The 2867-nt window shown below is 54.0% G+C and carries 2 rRNA genes; both read right to left on the bottom strand.

The annotated features are described in order from the left end of the window. Window positions 1–53: 53 nt before the first annotated feature. A 5S ribosomal RNA gene (gene rrf, locus G455_RS0122020) occupies window positions 54–168 on the bottom strand. Between the two features lie 170 nt (window positions 169–338). Beyond that, window positions 339–2867, bottom strand: a 23S ribosomal RNA gene (locus G455_RS0122015); the annotation flags it as partial.

The following is a 2867-nucleotide window of genomic DNA, read 5'->3' as shown; positions in this document are numbered from 1 at the left end:
CGACATATATTGGGATATTGATCGCTATAGAGAGGAATTAGAGCGCTTATTAGGACTGGCGGCGACCTACTCTCCCACGTCTTAAGACGCAGTACCATTGGCGCGACAGCGCTTAACGGCCGGGTTCGGGAAGGGACCGGGTGTTTCGCTTGTGCTATGACCACCAATCCGAATAAGGGCTCTACGTCGCGAGGTATTTGACCGTCGCGACGGGCAGGATGCATCGTATTTCACGGAGTAAAATGCGAGTTCCTGCTCGTTGATCAATCGTGTTGTCGAAGTCAGTACACTGTTGGGGTATGCTTTTGATTTTACAGTAAGTTTGTCTATTACTGGAACAAATCAAGCCTATCGGACCATTAGTACCGGTCAACTGAACATGTTACCATGCTTACATCTCCGGCCTATCGACGTGGTGGTCTACCACGGTCCTCAGGGATACCTTGTTTTGAGGGGGGCTTCCCGCTTAGATGCCTTCAGCGGTTATCCTGTCCGATCATAGCTACCCAGCACTGCTATTGGCATAACAACTGGTCCACCAGTGGATCGTTCACCCCGGTCCTCTCGTACTAGGGGCAACTCCTCTCAAGTATCCTACACCCACGGCAGATAGGGACCGAACTGTCTCACGACGTTCTAAACCCAGCTCACGTACCTCTTTAAATGGCGAACAGCCATACCCTTGGGACCTGCTCCAGCCCCAGGATGAGATGAGCCGACATCGAGGTGCCAAACACTGCCGTCGATATGGACTCTTGGGCAGTATCAGCCTGTTATCCCCGGCGTACCTTTTATCCGTTGAGCGATGGCCCTTCCACTCGGGACCACCGGATCACTATGGCCGACTTTCGTCTCTGCTCGACTTGTCAGTCTCGCAGTCAGGCTGGCTTCTGCCATTGCACTCAACGAGCGATTTCCGACCGCTCTGAGCCAACCTTCGCGCGCCTCCGTTACGCTTTAGGAGGCGACCGCCCCAGTCAAACTACCCGCCACGCAGGGTCCCGGATCCAGATGATGGACCGCGGTTAGACATCAAGAGTGCGAAGGGTGGTATCTCAAGGGAGGCTCCACAGAAACTGGCGTTTCTGCTTCGAAGCCTACCACCTATCCTGCACATCACAATCCTGATGCCAGTGCGAAGCTGTAGTAAAGGTGCACGGGGTCTTTCCGTCTAACCGCGGGAAGCCTGCATCTTGACAGGCAATTCAATTTCGCTGAGTCGATGTTGGAGACAGCGGGGAAGTCGTTACGCCATTCGTGCAGGTCGGAACTTACCCGACAAGGAATTTCGCTACCTTAGGACCGTTATAGTTACGGCCGCCGTTTACCTGGGCTTCAATTCAGAGCTCTCACCCCTCCTTTTAACCTTCAGGCACCGGGCAGGCGTCAGACCCTATACGTCGTCTTGCGACTTCGCAGAGCCCTGTGTTTTTAGTAAACAGTCGCCACCCCCTGGTTTGTGCCCCCAGCCCCTAGTTGCCTAGGAACCGGGCCTCCTTCTCGCGAACTTACGGAGGTATTTTGCCGAGTTCCTTCAACATCGTTCTCTCAAGCGCCTTGGTATTCTCTACCAGTCCACCTGTGTCGGTTTAGGGTACGGTCCTAAAGTGGGGCTATTTCCAGGGACCACTCAGCGGCCCGACCAATCCGATAAGGTCGAACAACATCCGTGATCCGTCACCACCACACGGCCCAGGAATATTAACCTGGTTCCCATCGACTACGCATTTCTGCCTCGCCTTAGGGGCCGGCTTACCCTGCTCAGATTAGCTTTAAGCAGGAACCCTTGGACTTTCGGCGGGAGTGTCTCTCACACTCCTTGTCGCTACTCATGTCATCATTCTCGCTAGTGATCTCTCCACCGGATCGCTCACGCGCCGGCTTCACAGAAAGCTTCGAGCCTCTAGTGACTTCCGGAGAAGTCTAAAGAGGCATGAAGCTATGTCACACTACGCTCCGCTACCATGCCTTACGGCATCCTCAGCTTCGGCTCATGGCTTGAGCCCCGTTACATCTTCGCCGCAGGACAACTTATTTAGACCAGTGAGCTGTTACGCTATCTTTAAAGGATGGCTGCTTCTAAGCCAACCTCCTGGTTGTTATGGTCGTCCCACCTGCTTTCCCACTTAGCCATGAATTGGGGGCCTTAGCTGGAGGTCAGGGTTGTTTCCCTCTCGACGACGGACGTTAGCATCCGCCGTCTGTCTGCCATCTAGTACTCCCGGGTATTCGGAGTTTGGTTAGGATCAGTAAGCCTGTGGGGCCCCATTACCCATCCAGTGCTCTACCCCCCGGGGTATTCGGATGACGCTCTACCTAAATAGATTTCGCGGAGAACCAGCTATCTCCGAGTTTGATTGGCCTTTCACCCCTAGGCACAACTCATCCCGACCTTTTTCAACAGGTGTGGGTTCGGACCTCCAGTTGGTGTTACCCAACCTTCATCCTGGTCATGCCTAGATCACTCGGTTTCGGGTCTGATCCCACGAACTCGACGCCCTATTAAGACTCGCTTTCGCTGCGCCTACACCTAACGGCTTAAGCTTGCACGTGAGACCAAGTCGATGACCCATTATACAAAAGGTACGCCGTCAGCTCGCTAGGAGCCTCCGACTGATTGTAGGCGTCCGGTTTCAGGTACTGTTTCACTCCCCTCGTCGGGGTGCTTTTCACCTTTCCCTCACGGTACTGGTTCGCTATCGGTCAGTAAGGAGTACTTAGCCTTCGAAGGTGGTCCTCCGATCTTCAGACAGAATTTCACGTGTTCCGCCCTACTTAATACGTCCCATTGAGCTTCCTATACGGGGCTGTCACCCGCTATGGCCATGCTTTCCAGCATGTTCTAGTCACTCTCAAGGCTCGGCTGG

The sequence above is a fragment of the Pseudodonghicola xiamenensis DSM 18339 genome (genome assembly GCF_000429365.1).
GTDB lineage: Bacteria > Pseudomonadota > Alphaproteobacteria > Rhodobacterales > Rhodobacteraceae > Pseudodonghicola > Pseudodonghicola xiamenensis.
Note: the sequence above shows the minus strand (reverse complement) of the source record. Positions and strands in the feature narration are given on the sequence as shown.